17 protein-coding genes are annotated in these 18,129 nt (G+C 65.2%); 11 read left to right on the top strand and 6 right to left on the bottom strand.

The window, feature by feature from the left end; all coding sequences use genetic code 11:
- A partial coding sequence (locus tag JZZ72_RS26235) for a GntR family transcriptional regulator (RefSeq protein WP_210015405.1) occupies window positions 1-159 on the bottom strand: 159 nt, incomplete at its 3' end.
- A gap of 177 nt (window positions 160-336) precedes the next feature.
- On the opposite strand from JZZ72_RS26235, the gene JZZ72_RS26230 reads away from it, so the two are divergent.
- Window positions 337-552 carry a DUF1127 domain-containing protein gene (locus JZZ72_RS26230; RefSeq protein WP_043863326.1) on the top strand — a complete coding sequence of 72 codons (216 nt, stop codon included), beginning with the start codon at window positions 337-339 and terminating at the stop codon, window positions 550-552.
- Here JZZ72_RS26230 and JZZ72_RS26225 read toward each other — a convergent pair.
- Complete coding sequence (locus JZZ72_RS26225) at window positions 549-1,826, bottom strand: NAD(P)/FAD-dependent oxidoreductase (protein ID WP_043863327.1); 1,278 nt, start codon at window positions 1,824-1,826, stop codon at window positions 549-551. The genes JZZ72_RS26230 and JZZ72_RS26225 overlap by 4 nt on opposite strands.
- 117 nt (window positions 1,827-1,943) lie before the next feature.
- On the opposite strand from JZZ72_RS26225, the gene JZZ72_RS26220 reads away from it, so the two are divergent.
- Entirely contained in the window at window positions 1,944-2,297 is a 354-nt protein-coding gene (locus JZZ72_RS26220; protein ID WP_043863328.1) for a YkgJ family cysteine cluster protein, read from the top strand.
- Between the two features lie 3 nt (window positions 2,298-2,300).
- Here JZZ72_RS26220 and dadR read toward each other — a convergent pair whose 3' ends face one another.
- Window positions 2,301-2,789 (bottom strand): transcriptional regulator DadR, encoded by a 489-nt coding sequence (dadR, locus tag JZZ72_RS26215; protein ID WP_042121505.1) that lies wholly within the window; start codon window positions 2,787-2,789, stop codon window positions 2,301-2,303.
- A 156-nt stretch (window positions 2,790-2,945) separates the two neighbouring features.
- On the opposite strand from dadR, the gene dadA reads away from it, so the two are divergent.
- From dadA to JZZ72_RS26185, 6 genes are all read left to right on the top strand, one after another.
- Window positions 2,946-4,247, top strand: a complete 1,302-nt coding sequence (gene dadA / locus JZZ72_RS26210; RefSeq protein ID WP_043863329.1) for a D-amino acid dehydrogenase — start codon at window positions 2,946-2,948, stop codon at window positions 4,245-4,247.
- A complete protein-coding gene (locus JZZ72_RS26205; protein WP_043863330.1) occupies window positions 4,219-4,572 on the top strand; it encodes a RidA family protein in 354 nt (117 codons plus the stop codon). Before dadA ends, JZZ72_RS26205 begins: the two co-directional genes overlap by 29 nt.
- Before the next feature lie 40 nt (window positions 4,573-4,612).
- Window positions 4,613-5,686 carry an alanine racemase gene (gene alr, locus JZZ72_RS26200; RefSeq protein WP_078480639.1) on the top strand — a complete coding sequence of 358 codons (1,074 nt, stop codon included), beginning with the start codon at window positions 4,613-4,615 and terminating at the stop codon, window positions 5,684-5,686.
- 108 nt (window positions 5,687-5,794) lie between these two features.
- The gene (locus JZZ72_RS26195; RefSeq protein ID WP_043863332.1) at window positions 5,795-6,343 is read left to right on the top strand and encodes a cupin domain-containing protein; all 549 of its coding nucleotides are present in this window, start codon (window positions 5,795-5,797) and stop codon (window positions 6,341-6,343) included.
- A gap of 168 nt (window positions 6,344-6,511) precedes the next feature.
- Window positions 6,512-6,919 (top strand): c-type cytochrome, encoded by a 408-nt coding sequence (locus JZZ72_RS26190; protein WP_043863333.1) that lies wholly within the window; start codon window positions 6,512-6,514, stop codon window positions 6,917-6,919.
- Window positions 6,920-7,042: 123 nt separating this feature from the next.
- Window positions 7,043-8,902 (top strand): acetyl-CoA hydrolase/transferase C-terminal domain-containing protein, encoded by a 1,860-nt coding sequence (locus tag JZZ72_RS26185; RefSeq protein WP_210015404.1) that lies wholly within the window; start codon window positions 7,043-7,045, stop codon window positions 8,900-8,902.
- An 84-nt stretch (window positions 8,903-8,986) separates the two neighbouring features.
- On the opposite strand, the gene JZZ72_RS26180 is transcribed toward JZZ72_RS26185, so the two are convergent.
- Window positions 8,987-9,559 (bottom strand): xanthine phosphoribosyltransferase, encoded by a 573-nt coding sequence (locus JZZ72_RS26180; RefSeq protein ID WP_043863335.1) that lies wholly within the window; start codon window positions 9,557-9,559, stop codon window positions 8,987-8,989.
- A 62-nt stretch (window positions 9,560-9,621) separates the two neighbouring features.
- The gene (gene rep / locus JZZ72_RS26175) at window positions 9,622-11,631 is read right to left on the bottom strand and encodes a DNA helicase Rep (protein WP_043863336.1); all 2,010 of its coding nucleotides are present in this window, start codon (window positions 11,629-11,631) and stop codon (window positions 9,622-9,624) included.
- Between the two features lie 265 nt (window positions 11,632-11,896).
- On the opposite strand from rep, the gene JZZ72_RS26170 reads away from it, so the two are divergent.
- Entirely contained in the window at window positions 11,897-13,561 is a 1,665-nt protein-coding gene (locus JZZ72_RS26170; protein WP_058541722.1) for a putative bifunctional diguanylate cyclase/phosphodiesterase, read from the top strand.
- Between the two features lie 59 nt (window positions 13,562-13,620).
- On the opposite strand, the gene JZZ72_RS26165 is transcribed toward JZZ72_RS26170, so the two are convergent.
- Window positions 13,621-15,006 (bottom strand): NorM family multidrug efflux MATE transporter, encoded by a 1,386-nt coding sequence (locus tag JZZ72_RS26165; protein ID WP_210015403.1) that lies wholly within the window; start codon window positions 15,004-15,006, stop codon window positions 13,621-13,623.
- Window positions 15,007-15,156: 150 nt separating this feature from the next.
- Between JZZ72_RS26165 and JZZ72_RS26160 the strand changes: the two genes are divergently transcribed.
- Both JZZ72_RS26160 and JZZ72_RS26155 read left to right on the top strand, forming a co-directional pair.
- Window positions 15,157-16,101, top strand: a complete 945-nt coding sequence (locus JZZ72_RS26160) for a LysR substrate-binding domain-containing protein (protein WP_043863339.1) — start codon at window positions 15,157-15,159, stop codon at window positions 16,099-16,101.
- Window positions 16,102-16,254: 153 nt separating this feature from the next.
- On the top strand, window positions 16,255-18,129 hold a 1,875-nt coding region (locus tag JZZ72_RS26155; RefSeq protein ID WP_210015402.1), incomplete at its 3' end, for a methyl-accepting chemotaxis protein.

Genomic DNA, 18,129 nt, shown 5'->3' with positions numbered 1-18,129 from the left:
GTGGTCTTCCAGCACCCGATACGCCTGCTGCACGGTACTCAGGCTCACGCCATGCTCGACGCTCAGGGCCCGCACCGACGGCAGGCGGTCGCCGGGGCGGTAGAGGCCCTGCTCGATGCGTGCGCCAATCAGCTCGGCGAGGTTGACGTAGAGGGTCATGGCGTACTCCTGGGCGGGCAAGCGGCTGGCAACCGGTACAGATTGGGCAAAAATACAGCATTCAGCGCCGTTATCGACAGATCTGTATGGAAATAATACCTGGCGGTTGAATCTGTAATGCCTTGCAGTACCCGCGCATCATGGCTGCACGGTTACCCACCCTGGAGGAATGAAGCGATGAACGGCGCGAGCGATGCAGGCCTGCCACTGTGCACCAAAGGCGAGGTGGCGCGACATGAGGCGCCCGCCAGCCCGAGTCGCTGGGCTGTGATGATGCGGCGGTGGCGTTCACGCCATGCACTGCTGCAGCTCGATGCCGAGCAGCTGCGCGATATCGGCCTGACCCGAGACCAGGCCGTGAAGGAAGGTCTCAGGCCGTTCTGGAGGCCCTAGGCCAGTGCCTTGAGGCGGTGCCACAGCATGCCCAGCGCCAACAGCGGCGAGCGCAGGTGCTTGCCGCCAGGGAAGGTGATGTGCGGCACCTGGGCGAACAGGTCGAAGCGCCCGCTCTGCTGGCCGCTGATCGCCTCGCCCAGCAGCCGCCCGGCCAGGTGCGTGGCGTTGAGCCCGTGGCCGGCATAGGCCTGGGCGTAGTAAACGTTGGGCCGGTCGCGCAGGCGGCCGATCTGCGGCAGCCGGTTGGCGCCGATGCCGATCATGCCGCCCCACTGGTATTCGATGCGGGTGTCGGCCAGTTGCGGGAACACCTTGAGCATCTTGGGCCGCATGTAGGCGCCGATGTCCTGCGGATCGCGCCCCGAGTAGTGGCAGGCGCCACCGAACAGCAGGCGCCGGTCGGCCGAGAGGCGATAGTAGTCCACGGTCACCTGCTGGTCGCACACCGCCATGTTCTGCGGCAGCAACTCGTTGGCCAGGGCTTCGCTCAGCGGTTCGGTGGCGATGATGTAGCTGCCGGCTGGCAGCACCTTGCCACTGAGCTCGCGGTCCAGGTCGTTGATGTAGGCATTGCAGCACAGCACCAGCGTGTTCGCCCGCACCGAGCCCTTGGCGGTGTGCACATGCACCTGCGGGCCGTGCTCGATGCGGGTGACACGGGAATGCTCGAACACCTGCACGCCCAGCTGGCGCGCGGCCTCGGCCTCGCCCAGCGCCAGGTTCAGCGGGTGCAGGTGCCCCGAGCCCATGTCCACCAGCCCGCCGGCGTAGCGACGCGAGCCGACCACCGTGTGCATCTGGTCGGGCTGCACCAGGCGCAGCTCATGGGTGTAGCCCAGTCCGCGCAGCTCGTCGATCTCTTCGCTGAAGCCCTCGAATTCCCGTGGCTTGTTGGCCAGGTCGCAGTAGCCCCAGGTCAGGTCGCAGTCGATGGCATGGCGTTCGATGCGCTGGCGCACGATGTCCACTGCCTCCAGGCCCATCAGTTTGAGGCTGCGCACTCCCTCGCTGCCGATCACCGGGGTGAATTGGTCCAGGCCGTGTCCGACCCCGCGAATCAGCTGCCCGCCATTGCGTCCACTGGCGCCCCAACCGATCTTGTGCGCTTCGAGCAGCACCACGCTCAGGCCGCGTTCGGCCAGTTCGATGGCGGTATTGAGGCCCGAAAAGCCGCCGCCCACCACGCACACATCACAGTTCAGCTCGCCTTGCAGGGGCGGGTACGCCGGTTGCCCGGCGCTGTGGGCAGCGTAGTAGGAAGTGGTATGCACGTTTGAAGGATCCTGGTAGGGCTGTGTGGAAAATTTGACACAGCATAGGCGGTGCTTTGATCGGCAGGCAACCGTGGGGCAAAATGGCGCTTCAGCCTTTCCCGCCACGAGTCTGCCATGAGTTGCAACAGTCACAAGATCCGCTTCCTGCGTGAGCAGATCCCGTCGTTCGCCTGCGTGCCGGGCTGCCACGATTGCTGCGGCCCGGTGACCACCTCCAGCGAGGAAATGGCGCGCCTGCCACGCAAGAGCGCGGCCGAGCAACAGGCCGCGCTGGATGAGCTCAACTGTGTGCACCTGGGCCCCGAGGGCTGCACCGTGTACGAGGAGCGGCCGCTGATCTGCCGCCTGTTCGGCACCACCCCGCGCCTGCCGTGCCCCAATGGTCGCGGCCCTGCCGAGATGATCGACCCGCAGGCCGAGCGCCTGGTGCACCAGTACATCGCCAGCACCCGCCAGGTGCTGGTGTAAGGCTCAGTCCGGAATCGGCAGGTTGAGGCTTTCCTTCACCTCTTCCATCACGATGTAGCTCTTGGATTCGCGCACGTGCGGCAGCTTGAGCAGGATGTCGCCCAGCAGCTTGCGGTACGAGGCCATCTCCGAGATGCGCGCCTTCACCAGGTAGTCGAAATCGCCCGATACCAGGTGGCATTCCAATACGTGGGGCAGCTTGAGCACCGCGCGGCGAAACTCTTCGAAAGTGTCCCCCGACTTGTAGTCCAGGCTGATCTCGACGAACACCAGCAGGCTGCCCTTGAGGTGCTGTGGGTTGAGCCGGGCGTTGTAGCCCATGATGATGCCTTCGCGCTCCAGACGCCGGACCCGCTCGGTGCACGGGGTGGTCGACAGGCCGACCTTCTCGCCCAGTTCGGTGAACGAGATGCGCCCGTCGGTCTGCAGGATGCGCAGGATGTTGCGGTCGATCTTGTCCAGTTCACGTTTGCTTTGATGCTGGGTTCTCATAGTGGATGCCCCTCCGTAAAAGCCGACCCTGCCGAGAATTCTCGCCAAATATAGGCTTTTATATAGTGAAAAGCACTGCCTCTACCTTCCTATACTGCGCCCATCCATGCCTTAAACAACAAATGTGTGCGGTACGCCGCCTCGAGGGATAACAACATGCGCGTTCTGGTACTTGGTAGCGGCGTCATCGGGACCGCCAGTGCCTACTATCTGGCTCGTCAGGGGTTTGAAGTGGTGGTGGTCGATCGCCAGCCGGCGGTGGCCATGGAAACCAGCTTCGCCAACGCTGGCCAGGTATCGCCGGGTTATGCCTCGCCCTGGGCTGCACCCGGTGTGCCGCTCAAGGCCATCAAGTGGCTGCTCGAGCGCCACGCCCCGCTGGCCATCAAGGCCACCGCCGACATCGACCAGTACCTGTGGATGGCGCAGATGCTGCGCAACTGCACGGCCAACCGCTATGCGGTGAACAAGGAGCGCATGGTGCGCCTGTCCGAGTACAGCCGCGACTGCCTCGACGAGCTGCGTGCCGAAACCGGCATTGCCTACGAAGGCCGCACCCTGGGCACCACCCAGTTGTTCCGCACCCAGGCGCAACTGGACAACGCGGCCAAGGATATCGCCGTGCTGGAGCAGTCCGGTGTGCCCTACGAGCTGCTCGATCGCGACGGCATTGCCCGCGTGGAACCTGCCCTGGCCAATGTCACCGACATCCTCGCCGGTGCCCTGCGCCTGCCCAACGACCAGACCGGCGACTGCCAGCTGTTCACCACGCGCCTGGCCGAAATGGCGCGCGACCTGGGCGTGGAATTCCGCTTCGGGCAGAACATCGAGCGCCTCGATCACGCGGGCGACCGGGTCAACGGCGTATGGATCGACGGCAAGCTGGAAACCGCCGATCGCTACGTGCTGGCCCTGGGCAGCTACTCGCCGCAACTGCTCAAGCCGCTGGGCATCAAGGCCCCGGTGTACCCGCTCAAGGGCTACTCGCTGACCGTGCCGATCACCGACCCGGCCATGGCCCCGACCTCGACGATTCTCGACGAGACCTACAAGGTCGCGATCACCCGCTTCGACAACCGCATCCGCGTCGGCGGCATGGCCGAGATCGCCGGTTTCGACCTGTCGCTCAACCCGCGTCGGCGCGAAACGCTGGAGATGATCGTCAACGACCTTTATCCTCGCGGCGGCGACCTGAGCCAGGCCAGCTTCTGGACCGGCCTGCGCCCGACCACCCCCGACGGCACGCCGATCGTGGGCGCCACGGCGTTTCGCAACCTGTTCCTGAACACCGGCCACGGCACCCTCGGCTGGACCATGGCGTGCGGTTCGGGTCGCCTGCTGGCCGACCTGATGGCGCGCAAGAAGCCGCAGATCAGCGCCGAAGGCCTCGACATTTCCCGCTACAGCAACAGTCAGGAGACTGCAAAGCATGTCAATCCAGCGCCAGCTCACCAATGAGCGCATGAGCCAGATCGTTACCCACAACGGCACCGTCTACCTGTCGGGCCAGGTGGGTAATGACCTGAACGGCGACGTCGGCCAGCAGACCCGCGAGGTGCTGGCCAACATCGAGCGGCTGCTGGACCTGGCCGGTACCGACAAGAGCCGCGTGCTGTCGGCGACCATCTACCTCAGCGACATCGACACCCAGTTCCAGGCCATGAACACGGTGTGGGACCAGTGGCTGGCCAAAGGCAATGCCCCGGCCCGCGCCACCGTTCAGGCCCGGCTGTGCAATCCGCAGATGCTGGTCGAGATCTCGATCGTCGCCGCCCTGCCGTAATCCGTTACCCAACTCACCCGACTGCCAGAAGGCTGCCGTCATGCGTCCCGCCCGTGCCCTGATCGATCTCCAAGCGCTGCGCCACAACTATCAACTCGCCCGCGAACTGACCGGCGCCAAGGCGCTGGCCGTGATCAAGGCCGACGCCTACGGGCACGGCGCGGTGCGCTGCGCCCAGGCGCTGGAGGGCGAGGCCGACGGGTTTGCCGTGGCCTGCATCGAAGAGGCGCTGGAGCTGCGTGCTGCCGGCATCAAGGCCCCGGTGCTGCTGCTCGAGGGCATTTTCGAAGCCAGCGAGCTGCCCCTGATTGCCGAGCAGGACCTGTGGTGCGTGGTGCATTCGCTGTGGCAGCTCGAAGCCATCGAACAGGCCGGCCTGACCCGCCCGATCACCGTGTGGCTCAAGCTCGACACCGGCATGCACCGCGTCGGCCTGCACCCCAAGGACTACCACGGCGCCTACCAGCGTCTGCTGGCCAGCGGCAAGGTGACGCGCATCGTGCTGATGAGCCACTTCGCCCGTGCCGACGAACTCGACAGCACGGCCAGCAGCGAGCAGGTGGCGGTGTTCGAAGCCGCGCGCCAGGGCCTGAGTGCCGAGGTCAGCCTGCGCAACTCGCCGGCGGTGCTGGGTTGGCCGCAGGTGCCCAGCGACTGGGTGCGTCCGGGCATCATGCTGTATGGCGCCACGCCCTTCGAGGTGCCGCAGGCCCAGGCTCAGCGCCTGCAGCCGGTGATGACCCTGGAATCCAAAGTGATCTGCGTGCGCGAACTGCCGGCCGGAGAACCGGTGGGCTACGGCGCGAAATTCATCAGCCCGCGCCCCACCCGCGTGGGCGTGGTCGCCATGGGCTACGCCGACGGCTACCCGCGCCTGGCACCCACCGGTACCCCGGTGCTGGTGGCCGGCAAGCGCAGCCAGCTGATTGGCCGCGTGTCGATGGACATGCTGTGCATCGACCTCACCGATGTGCCCGAGGCCGGGCTGGGCAGCCCGGTGGAGTTGTGGGGCAAGCACGTGCTGGCCAGCGACGTGGCGATCCAGGCGGGCACCATCCCGTATCAGATCTTCTGCAACCTGCGTCGGGTGCCGATGGTGTACAGCGGCAATTGAGGCGCCAAAGCGGACGGGCTGCGGGTCGAAGTGTTGTAAATACTGAACGCTGTTGCGATGATACCGTTCAATTTCGACCCCACGTGTTCGTTTAGGAGGGCCCAGGCCTTGGACGTCGGTGAACGACTGCAAGCCATTCGCAAGCTCAAAGGCCTGTCTCAACGCGAGCTGGCCAAGCGGGCGGGCGTGACCAACAGCACCATCTCGATGATCGAGAAGAACAGCGTGAGCCCTTCGATCAGCTCGCTGCGCAAGGTGCTGGGCGGTATTCCGATGTCGATGGTGGAGTTCTTTTCCGAAGAGCTGCAGCCCGAGAACCCGACCCAGATCGTGTACAAGGCCAACGAACTGATCGATATATCCGACGGCGCAGTCACCATGAAGCTGGTTGGCAAGGCCCACGCCAGCCGCGCCATTGCCTTTCTAAACGAGATCTACCCGCCCGGTGCCGATACCGGCGAAGAGATGCTCACCCACGACGGCGAAGAGACCGGCATCCTGCTCGAAGGGCGTCTGGAGCTGGTGGTGGGGCTTGAAACCTTCATCCTCGAGGCGGGCGACAGCTACTATTTCGAGAGCACCAAGCCGCATCGATTCCGCAATCCCTACGATGAGCCGGCCCGGCTGATCAGTGCCGCCACCCCGGCCAACTTCTGAGCCCACGCGCGTCGCCAATGCGCGGCGGATTGTCGCGGCTAAACCCCTTTGGTCTTTAGGGTTGTTTCGGTGAGGCGGGGTTCCCGCTATACTTGCGCGGCCTGCGAAACCGTGGCCGCGGGCGTGACTAGCCACCATGAGGGTGTACGCGTGAATCTAATCAAGACAATGCTGGCCGTACCAGCAGCCGTAGTAGCCCTATGGGCCGTCAACGCCCAGGCTGTGACCAATGACGACATCGCCAAGCGGCTGGAGCCGGTCGGTCAGGTGTGTGTACAAGGGCAGGAATGCAAGGGCATGGAAGTGGCCGCCACTGCCGGCGGTGGCGGTGCCAAGACCCCGGATGAAGTCATCGCCAAGCACTGCAACGCGTGCCATGGCAGCGGTCTGCTGGGCGCACCGAAGATCGGCGATACCGCCGCCTGGAAAGAGCGCGCCGACCATCAGGGCGGCCTGGACGGCATCCTGGCCAAGGCCATCACCGGCATCAACGCCATGCCGCCAAAAGGCACCTGTGCCGACTGCTCGGATGACGACCTCAAGGCCGCCATCGAGAAGATGTCCGGCCTCAAGTAAGCCCGACGCTGCAGCTACAAGGCCCGCCACGTGCGGGCTTTGTCGTTTCTGACGCTGGCCATTGCAGCAAACGCGGGGCATGCTCGGTCCAACCCTGGAAGCACGGATGCCTAGGAGGCCGAGATGGCGCACCGCTGTTCGATCGAGATCGCCGTGGACGAAGTGCTGGCGCGTTTGCCGGCGCACATCCACATGGGCCTGCCACTGGGCCTGGGCAAGCCCAACCGCTTCGTCAATGCGCTGTATGCACGGGTGCGTGAGCTGCCCGAGCGGCAACTGACCATCTACACCGCACTGACCCTGGGCCGCCCGGACCTGGGTGACGGCCTGCAGCGGCGCTTTCTCGAACCCTTCGTGGAGCGCGTGTTCGCCGACTACCCCGAACTCGACTACCTGCAGGACCTGCGCCGCGACCGGTTGCCGGCCAACATCCGCGTCGAGCAGTTCTTCATGCAGCCGGGCAGCATGCTGCACAGCCACATGGCCCAGCAGGACTACGTCAGCAGCAACTACAGTCATGCGGCCCGCGACATCAATGCCAAGGGCCTGAACCTGGTGGCGCAGATCGTTGCCGCCCACCCCGAGCGCCCCGGGCACCTGAGCCTGAGCTGCAACCCCGACATCACCCTCGACCTGCTGCCGATGATCGCGCGCCGGCGTGCAGCCGGCGAAACCATCCTGATGCTGGGGCACGTGCACGACGAGCTGCCCTACATGCCGGGCGACAGCGAACTGGCGCAGGACGATTTCGACCTGTTGATCGACGCCCCGGAAACCACTCGGCTGTTCTCCACGCCGAACATGCCCGTCACCACCCAGGACCACTTCATCGGCGTGCACGCCAGCACCCTGGTGCGCGACGGCGGCACCCTGCAGATCGGCATCGGCGCCATGGGCGATGCGCTGGCCGCCGCGTTGCTGGCGCGCCAGGGGGACGCGCCGGAGTACCAGGCGCTGCTCGCCGACCTCGACCTGGCGCCCTGGCAGGTGCTGATCGAGCGTGAAGGCGGCACTGCGCCGTTTGCCCAAGGCCTGTATGGCTGCAGCGAGATGTTCGTGAACGGATTGCTCGCGCTGGCGGAGGCGGGCGTGGTGCGCCGGCCGGTGGCCGACGGGGTGCTGGTGCATGGCGGTTTCTTCCTCGGGCCGCAGGCGTTCTACCAGCGCCTGCGCGAGATGCCGCTGGCGCAGCGCAAATCCTTTGCCATGCACGCGATCAGCTTCATCAACGAGCTGTACGGCGACGAGGCCCTCAAGCGCGAACAGCGCCGCGATGCACGCTTCATCAACACGGTGTTCACCATGACCCTGATGGGGGCGGGGGTGGCCGACCAGCTCGAGGACGGTCGCGTACTGAGCGGGGTGGGCGGGCAGTACAACTTCGTCGCCCAGGCCCATGCGCTGGAAGGCGGGCGTTCCATCCTGCTGCTGCGCAGCTGGCGCGAAGCCGGCGGGGAGGTCAGTTCCAACCTGCTGTGGACCTACGGGCACTGCACCATCCCGCGGCATCTGCGCGATATCGTGGTGACCGAGTACGGCATTGCCGACCTGCGCGGGCAGACCGACGCCGAGGTGATTGCGCGGTTGCTGGCGATCAGCGATTCGCGGTTCCAGCCCGGGCTGATGGAGCAGGCGAAAAAGGCCGGCAAGCTAGCGCAGGATTTCGAGCTGGATGCGCGCTTCACGCAGAACACGCCGCAGCGGCTGGAGGCATTGCGTGGGCGGCATGCGCGGTTGTTTGCCGAGTATCCGCTGGGCAGCGATTTCACCGCTGAAGAGAAGGACCTGCTGCGCGCGCTGAACTGGCTCAAGAGCAAGTTCAAGTTGAGCGAGGCGCTGGAGCTGGGCAAGGCGGCACTGGATGCGCCGGGGCCGGAACGGTATCCCGAGCATCTGCGGCGCATGGGCCTGAGCGAGCCGGACGGGCTGAAGGAGGACCTGTACCAGCGGTTGCTGCTGGCGGCTTTGCAAACTACCGCGTAGAACGCTTTCGCCGGCAAGGCCGGCTCCTGCAGGCGGTGGAGCACCTGTAGGAGCCAGCCTTGCTGGCGAAGCGGTCGGTAAGCCTTACTCGATAAAGCTGACCACACCACCGTCCAGCGACTTCACCCGGGCCAGCGACTCGACGCGATAGCCCTGGCTGTCCAGCTCGGCACGCCCGCCCTGGAACGACTTCTCGATCACGATGCCCAGCCCGGCCACGGTTGCGCCGGCCTGCTTGATGATCGAGATCAGCGCCTGCGACGCCTTGCCGTTGGCCAGGAAGTCGTCGATCACCAGCACGCGGTCGCTGCTGTTGAGGTGACGCGGCGAAATCGCCACGGTGTTCTCGGTCTGCTTGGTGAACGAGTACACCGAAGCCACCAGCAGGTTCTCGGTCAGGGTCAGCGACTGGTGCTTGCGGGCGAAGATCACCGGCACGCCCAGCTTCAAACCGGTCATCACCGCCGGGGCAATCCCCGAGGCCTCGATGGTGACGATCTTGGTCACGCCCGCATCGGCGAACAGACGGGCGAACTCGTCGCCAATCAGTTGCATCAGCGCAGGGTCGATCTGATGGTTGAGAAACGCATCGACTTTGAGAACCTGATCGGAAAGCACGATGCCTTCTTCGCGAATCTTCTGGTGCAGTGCTTCCACTGGTGTAATTCCTCGATGTAGCCAAAAGGCCCCGGCAACAAGCCAGGGCAAAGGTGGATTATCTATCGTTTGAGCATGGCGCGGATATCGGCCAGGGCCGTATTGCCACGCACGGCTTTGACTTCCGTGGGTGTATCGTCCAGGCCTTCCCAGGCCAGGTCGTCATCGGGCAATTCATCGAGGAAGCGGCTTGGCGCGCAATCGATGATCTCGCCGTACTGCTTGCGCTTGGCGGCAAAGGTGAAGGCCAGGGTCTGGCGTGCGCGGGTGATGCCCACGTAGGCCAGGCGCCGCTCCTCCTCGATGGTGTCGGCCTCGATGCTGGAGCGGTGCGGGAGGATTTCCTCTTCCATGCCCATGATGAACACGTAGGGAAACTCCAGGCCCTTGGAGGCATGCAGCGTCATCATCTGCACGCCCTCGGCGCCTTCTTCCTCTTCCTGCTGGCGTTCGAGCATGTCGCGCAACACCAGCTTGCCGATGGCTTCCTCGATGGTCATGCCGCCTTCCTCATCCTTCTCGAGGGTGTTTTTCAACGCCTCGATCAGGAACCAGACGTTGCCCATGCGAAAGTCCGCGGCCTTGTCACTGGAACTGTTGGTACGGATCCAGTTCTCGTAGTCGATGTCGGTCACCATGCTGCGCAGCGCGGCGATCGGGTCTTCCAGCGCGACCTGCTCGCGCACCTTGTCCATCCAGCGCTTGAAGCGCTGCAGGCGATCGGTGAAGCGGCTGTCCAGATGCTCGCCCAGGCCCAGCTCCTCGCTGGCGGCATACATCGACACCTTGCGCTCGGTGGCGTAGTTGCCGAGTTTTTCCAGGGTGGTGGAGCCGATTTCGCGGCGCGGCACGTTGATCACGCGCAGGTAGGCGTTGTCGTCGTCCGGGTTCACCAGCAGGCGGAAGTAGGCCATCAGGTCTTTTACTTCCTGGCGGCCGAAGAAACTGTTACCGCCCGACAGGCGGTAGGGGATCTGGTGGTGCTGCAGCTTCAGCTCGATCAGCTTGGCCTGGTAGTTGCCGCGGTAGAGGATGGCGAAGTCGCTGTACGGGCGGTCGGTACGCAGGTGCAGGCTGAGGATCTCCATGGCCACGCGCTCGGCCTCGGCTTCCTCGTTCTTGCAGCGGATCACGCGGATCTCGTCGCCGTGGCCCATCTCGCTCCACAGCTGCTTCTCGAAGGCGTGGGGGTTGTTGGAGATCAGCACGTTGGCGCAGCGCAGGATGCGGCTGGTGGAGCGGTAGTTCTGCTCCAGCATCACCACCTTCAGGGACGGGTAGTCGTCCTTGAGCAGCATCAGGTTTTCAGGGCGCGCGCCGCGCCAGGCATAGATCGACTGGTCGTCGTCACCCACCACGGTGAACTGGTTGCGCGTACCGATCAGCATCTTCACCAGCAGGTACTGGCTGGCGTTGGTGTCCTGGTATTCGTCCACCAACAGGTAGCGCACCTTGTTCTGCCACTTCTGCAGAATGTCGGGGTGGTCCTGGAACAGCTTGACCGGCAGCAGGATCAAGTCGTCGAAGTCCACCGCGTTGAACGCCTTGAGCGTGCGCTGATAGTGCGCATACACGATGGCGGCGGTCTGCTCCTTGGGGTTGCGCGCGTTCTCCAGGGCCTCGGGCGGCAGGATCAGGTCGTTCTTCCAGGCGCCGATCATGTTCTTGATCTCGTCGACGCCATCGTCCCCGGAGTATTCCTTCTGCATGATGTCGGTCATCAGGGCCTTGACGTCGGTTTCGTCGAAAATCGAGAAACCCGGCTTGAAGCCCAGCCGTTCATGCTCCTTGCGAATGATGTTCAGGCCAAGGTTGTGGAAGGTCGATACCGTCAGGCCGCGCCCCTCGCCGCCGCGCAGCAGGGTGCCCACGCGCTCCTTCATCTCGCGCGCCGCCTTGTTGGTGAAGGTCATGGCCACGATGTACTGGGCACGGATGCCGCAGTTCTGGATCAGGTGGGCGATCTTGCGCGTGATCACGCTGGTCTTGCCGGAGCCAGCACCGGCGAGCACCAAAAGAGGGCCGCCGACGTAGCTCACGGCTTCCTGTTGCCGGGGGTTGAGTCGGGACATGACGTTAACCGGGGGTCGCTGAAAAATAGCCGGGCATTTTAGCAGGCGCAGAGCAATTGTGCCGCGACCGTCTGACAGTGTGACGTACCACGCGATCTTAATTTGCCGCTTTTGATACTTTCCCGCAGGATGCGTGGCGAAATACCGCGGGATCAGGACGAAGGAATGTCGTGAGTTAAAGTGAAAACCATTTACATTTGATGGTTCAGGATCGAGCATCCCGCCCACATCGTCATTGACCGCGTTCTCGTGCTAAGGAGCCAGCTTGTCTACGCTTGTCGAACCGTTGCGTCTGCTTCTGCTGGCGGACGGGCCGCACTGGGCCGTTGCCCTTGGTGAATGCCTGCTGCCGCTGGGCGGTGGCGCGGTGCTGGTGACCGCACCCGGCTGGGACGCGGTCGACAGCCTGTTCGCCCGCGACCGCAACGCGCTGGTGCTGGCCACCCCGGGCTTGCAGCCGGCGCCCGGGCGTTGCGACCTGCCCATGGTGCTGCTGCTGGAGCAGGAGCCGCCCGAGGCGCCGCCGGGTGTGAGCGACTGGCTGGTGTTCGAGCAGTTGAGCGGCGACATGCTGCGCCGCTGCCTGCGCCATGTGCGCGAGCGGGGTGTGCTCGAAGCCACCCTGCAGCGCCTGGCCGAGCAGGACCCGCTGACCGGCATTGCCAACCGCCAGGGTTTCCAGACCCTGCTGGCCGCGCGCCTGGCCGAAAACGACGGGCGCGGTGTGGCCCTCGGGCACCTGGACCTGGACAACTTCCGCCACGCCAACGATGCCCTCGGCCACCAGGCCGGTGACCGCCTGATCCTGCAGGTGGTCAGCCGGCTCAAGCGCCAGCTCGAGGCAGGCGATCAGGTGGCGCGCCTGGGCAGCGACGAATTCGCCCTGCTGATCGACACCCGGCGCGAGCCGCAGCGTGCCGAGTGGATGGCCGAGCGCATCACCGAGGCCCTGGCCGAACCCTACTGGATCGACGGCGAAAGCCTGCTGCTGGGGTGCAGCCTGGGCGTGGCGCATGCCCGTGCGCAGGCTGGTGCCGACCCGCTGATGTGGCACGCGCACATCGCCATGCAGCAGGCCAAGAGCACCCAGGGCTGCACCTTTCACATCTTCAACGAGCGCATCAACCGCAACGCACGCAGCCTGGCCGACCTGGAAAGCGAGCTGCGCCGAGGCCTGCGCCGCGACGAACTGGAACTGCACTACCAGCCACGCCTGGACCTGAGCGACGGGCGCATCGTCGGCCTGGAGGCACTGGTGCGCTGGCGCCACAGCGAGCGTGGCCTGCTGCCACCGAGCGAATTCGTGCCGCTGGCCGAGCAGAGCGGGCTGATCGTGCCGCTGGGGTACTGGGTGATCTCGCGTGCCCTGCGCGACATGCAGGCACTGCGCGAGCAGGGGCTGGCGCCATTGCACATGGCGGTCAACCTGTCATTTCGCCAGTTTCAGGACAGCCAGCTGCTGGCCACGCTGGGGCGGCTGATCGTCGAGCACGGGGTGGATGCGGGCTGGCTGGAGTTCGAGCTGACCGAGACCGCAGTGATGCGGCGCAACGACCTGGTCAAGCAGACGATGGACGCGCTGGGACGCTTGGGGGTGCGGTTTTCGCTGGATGACTTCGGCACCGGCTTTTCGTCGTTCGTGCACCTGAACAGCCTGCCGATCGCCCTGCTCAAGGTCGACCGCAGCTTTGTCGGTGGCATGGAGCAGCGCGAAGAGAACCGCAAGCTGGTGCACGCCATGATCAACCTGGCGCACAACCTGAACCTGGAGGTGGTGGCCGAGGGCGTGGAGACCGAGGAACAGCTGGCGTTGCTGCGCAGCTTTGGCTGCGACCAGGTGCAGGGCTTTCTGATCAGCCGGCCGCTGCCGATCGAGCAACTGGTCGAGTATCTGGTGCAGGGGGCGGGGCAGGGCGCAGTGGCGCTGTAGGCCCCGTCGCCGGCATGCGCGAAACAGGGTAGGAGCCGGCCTTGACGGCGAACAGGCCCTCAAGGTTGTACAGAAATCTGTGCCATCTGCGAACTGCCCAGCAACCGCCGCATCCGCCACTCGAACGCCACCGTCAGCCCGATTGCCGCACACGCCAACCCCAGCGCCAGCCCCCACCACACGCCTACCGCGCCGCCGCCCATGGGAAACGCGAACACCCACGCCGCCGGTGCGCCGATCAGCCAGTACCCGGCCAACCCCACCAGGAACGTGGTCTTGGCGTCCTTGAGCCCGCGAATAGAGCCCATCGCGATGGTCTGAATACCGTCGAACAGCTCGAACCACGCCGCCACCATCAACAGGCTCACCGCCACCCGGATCACATCGGCGAAGGCCGGGTCCTGGCGGTCCAGAAACAGCCCCACCAGCGCCTCGGGCATCAGCCAGAACAGCAGCGAGAAACCGAGCATCATCGCCGCGCCAAAACCGATGCCCACGCGCCCGGCCTGACGCGCCGCCAGCAGGCGGTCGGCGCCGTAATGCAGGCCCACACGCATGGTCACCGCGTATGACAGGCCCGCCGGGATCATGAACGCGGTCGAGACGATCTGCAGGGCGATCTGGTGCGCGCCCAGGTCGGTGGTGCCCATGGTGCCGATGCACAGCGCTGCAAAGGCAAACAGCCCGACCTCCACGGTGTAGGTGCCGCCAATCGGCAGGCCCAGGCGCCACAGCTCGCGCAACGCCGGCAGGTGCGGGCGGCTCAGGCCCTGGCGTATCGGGAAGTCCGCGTAGGCCGGATGGCGGCGGATGTACAGCGCCAGTGCGATGGCCATGGCATTGGCCACCAGCGCGGTCACCAGGCCGATGCCCATCAGGCCCAGCTTCGGCAGGCCGAACATGCCTTCGATCAAGGCGTAGTTGAGCAGGAAATTGACCACGGTGCCGACCAGGCTGATCACCATCACCGGCGTCGAACGCCCCAGTGCACTGGTGAACCCGCGCAACGCCATGAAGCTCAGGTAGCCGGGCAGGGCCAGCGGCAGCACCAGCAGGAACTGGCTGGCAAAAGCCACGTTGCCCGGTGTCTGGCCCAGCATCAGCAGCACCGGCGACAGGTTCCACAGTACCAGCGCGGCGACGATGGCCATGCCCCAGGCCAGCCATAGCCCGGCCTGGGTCAGGCGCGTGGCACCGGGGTTGTCGCCCGCACCCTGGCGAATTGCGACCAGGGTACCGACGGCGGCAATCACTCCCAGGCAGAAGATCGACACGAAGGAATAGCTGGCCGCGCCCAGCCCGCCACCAGCCAGGGCCTCGGGGCTGATTTTGGCCATCATCAAGGTGTCGGTGAGCAGCATCAGCATGTGCGCCAACTGCGAGGCGATCAGCGGCCCGGCCAGCCGTAGCAATGCCTTGAGTTCGGTAATGGGCGCAGCCTGCATGATGCAGCTCCTGAAAAGGGAAGGGTGAGCCGTGGATTCTCGGCCTTTGCGGGCCATTGCACAAAAGGATAAAAACGATCATTGGCATGATTAAAACTCATGTGAGTATGATCCGTGCCAACCCGTATTTCATTGCTGGAGCACGCCCGCATGTCACGCCGTTTACCGCCTCTCTACGCCTTGCGGGCGTTCGAGGCCGCTGCCAGGCACAGTTCGTTCACCCGTGCCGCCGATGAGTTATCGATAACCCAGAGTGCGGTCAGCCGGCACATCCGCACGCTGGAGGAGCACTTCGCCTGCCGGCTGTTTCTGCGCAATGGCCGCACCCTGCAGTTGAGCGAGGCGGCGCGCCTGCTGTTGCCCGGTGTGCGCGAGGGTTTCGCCGCACTTGAGCGTGCCTGCAACACCCTGCACAGCGAAGATGGGGTGATCCGCATGAAGGCCCCTTCGACCCTGACCATGCGCTGGCTGCTGGCGCGCCTGAGCCGTTTTCGCCACTTGCAGCCGGGCAACGAGGTGCAGCTCACCAGTGCCTGGATGGACGTCGACCATGTGGATTTCAACCATGAACCCTTCGATTGCGCAGTGCTGTTGGGCGACGGGCATTTTCCGCCGGACTGGGAAGTCAGCCCGCTGTTCCCTGAACTGCTGATACCGGTGGGTGCGCCCGCGCTGCTTGATCAGACGCCCTGGGACGTGGAGCAGTTGAAGGCCTGCGAACTGCTGCATCCCACGCCCGACAAGCGCGACTGGCGCAGCTGGCTGGCGCAGATGGGGCTGACCGAACAGGTCTCGCTCAAGGGCGGCCAGGTGTTCGATACCCTCGAGCTGGGCATGATCGCTGCCGCGCGAGGGTATGGTGTGTCGATGGGGGACTTGCTGATGGTGGCCGAGGATGTCGCCCAGCGGCGCCTGAGCCTGCCCTGGCCGACGGCGGTGGCCAGCGGCCTGAATTACTACCTGGTGTGGCCACGCACGCGTCCCGGTGGCGAGCGTCTGCGCCGGCTCAGCGACTTCCTGCAGGGCGAGGCCCGTGCGATGGACCTGCCCAAGGTGCAGATACTGGGGGCAAATGAGCCCAACATCGGCGATTGAACGTTTGCGCCGAATATCCCTGTGATGCACTCAAGTAATCGATGACGCCGCCGAATCAGTGGGGTCGAGAGCCACAACCAGAATGGCTCCACTTCCCCATGCCGACGGTGCAGCGTGATCAGGATGATCCGGCCCCCATTGCCAGGAGCTTCCATGTCCCAACCCCGTGCCCGAATTGCCTCGCAACTCGGTATTGCCCTGGCCGCCGTGCTGGCGGTCGTCATTACCGGCAGTACGCTGTTTGCCCTGCGCTCGCTCGACAGCGCCAACCTGATCACCCGCCAGGAACACCTGGCCAGCGAGGCACGGCTGCTCGCCGACCAGCTCGACACGTTCCACAGCACCTTGCGCGAGAGTACCCAGCGCCTCAGTGGCCTGTTCGAAAAACGCTTTGCCGGCGGGCTGCGGCTTGCCTCCGACCAGTCACTCAGCGTGGCTGGAGTGGCCACGCCGGCGCTGTACCTGGCGGACCATGCGCTGAACAACGATTTTCGCGAGGTTGACGACTTTCGCCAGATGACGGCGGGTGTTGCCACCGTGTTCGTGCGCAGCGGTGAGGACTTCATTCGTATCAGCACATCGCTGACCAAGCAGGACGGCAGCCGCGCCATCGGCACTCAGCTCGATCACCAGCACCCGGCCTACGCGCGGCTGATGGCCGGGCAGCCCTACGTGGGGCGTGCCGTGCTGTTCGAGCGCTCGTACATGACCCAGTACACACCGGTGCGTGACGTGTCGGGACGGGTCATCGCGGTCCTGTTCGTCGGCTTCGACTATACCGACGCGCAGAACGCCCAGTTCGACAACCTCCGACGCTTCCGTATCGGCCAGACGGGGTCGCTGGCGCTGCTGGACGAACAGCAACACTGGTTGGTGGCGCCGGCAGGTGTCAGCGACACGGCACTGGCTGCCCACCAACTGGGCGGGTTTGCCGCGCATGCAGGGGAAGGGCGCTTCTGGAACGATGGGGTCGAAACCCTCTACAGCGTGGCCATGCCCTTTGCCGACGGCCCGTGGACAGTACTGGCAAGCATGCCCAAGGCCGAAATTCGTGCCGTGACCTGGAGCGTGGGCGCAAGGTTGGCCATTGGCAGCCTGCTGGCCATGATGCTGGCGGTGGGCGCCACCCTGTGGCTGCTGCGCCGCAAGCTGCGGCCGCTGGCCGACCTGGTGCGTCAGGCCCAGGCCCTGGGCGCGGGCGACCTGAGTGCCCGCCTGGCGGTGGCCAGCCACGACGAAATCGGCCAACTGGCGCGCAGTTTCAATCAGATGAGCGAAGCGCTGGCGAGCACTGTGCTGCACATTCGTGATGCCTCGCAGCAGGTCAGCCAGCGTGCTCAGGCGCTGGCGGGGCTGTCGTCGGGTGCTTGCGAGGGCATGGAGCAGCAGTCGGGCGAAATCACCAGCATGGCCGGTGCGGTCGAGGAGTTCAGCGCCACCTCCCTGAACATCGCTGACAACATGGGCAGCACCGAACGCATGGCCCAGGACAACGCGCAGCAGACGCGCATTGGCCGTGCGTCGATGGACGAAGCGTCCACCTCGTTGCAGCAGATCGCGCAGGCGCTGGGCAGCACCGCGACAGTGATCGATACCCTTGGGGTGCGCTCGAAGGAGATTGGCGGCATTGTCGGTACCATCACCTCGATTGCCGAGCGGACCAACCTGCTGGCGCTGAACGCGGCCATCGAGGCGGCACGGGCGGGCGAGCAGGGGCGCGGGTTCGCCGTGGTGGCGGACGAGGTGCGCAACCTGGCGGCGCGCACCCGCGAAGCCACCGACGAGATCTCCGGCATGATCGCCAGCATTCAGCAGGAGACCGGCAACGCCATCAGCACCATGGAGCAGGGCAACCGCTTGATGGAGGACGGCTTGCAACGCAATGCCAAGGTCGCCGAGGCCTTGGCGCGCATCGACGAGCAGAGCCGGGCGGCGGGGCAGCAGTTTGCCGCGATCACCACCGCGACTCAGGAGCAGAGCAGCACGGCGACGTTGCTGAGCAGCAACTTGCAGAGTATTGCGCTGGCC

It is taken from the genome of Pseudomonas palmensis, assembly GCF_017848315.1.
GTDB lineage: Bacteria > Pseudomonadota > Gammaproteobacteria > Pseudomonadales > Pseudomonadaceae > Aquipseudomonas > Aquipseudomonas palmensis.
This window is presented reverse-complemented; position numbering and strand designations above follow the sequence as displayed.